Origin of the sequence: Citrobacter sp. TBCS-15 (genome assembly GCF_005280815.1) — a bacterium.
GTDB classification, from domain to species: Bacteria; Pseudomonadota; Gammaproteobacteria; order Enterobacterales; family Enterobacteriaceae; genus Citrobacter; species Citrobacter werkmanii.
This window is the reverse complement of sequence record NZ_SZWK01000306.1, coordinates 1-201: the sequence shown is the minus strand read 5'-3', so window position 1 is coordinate 201 and position 201 is coordinate 1. Positions and strand designations below refer to the sequence as shown.

The 201-nt window shown below is 31.3% G+C and carries 1 protein-coding gene; it reads right to left on the bottom strand.

From position 1 onward, the window contains the following. The coding region (locus FDW96_RS25345) for a hypothetical protein (protein WP_212732933.1) at window positions 1-201 on the bottom strand (201 nt) is incomplete at both ends.

Sequence of the window (201 nt, the reverse complement as noted above, 5' to 3'; positions counted from 1 at the left end):
CAAAAGTTCCGATTTAATAAGGTCAATTTCATCTTTGTTTAAAACGGAATAATCTTTTTTAAGTTCTACAATTTCCGTCTTGTTATCAACTGGTGTCAAACCATTGTAACTCGAACCCTCTTGCATGTTCTTTATTGTTGTTAAGGCTTTTTCTCGATACTCTTGCGTATTATCAATATCAAGAAAGGCATTAATTTTCAA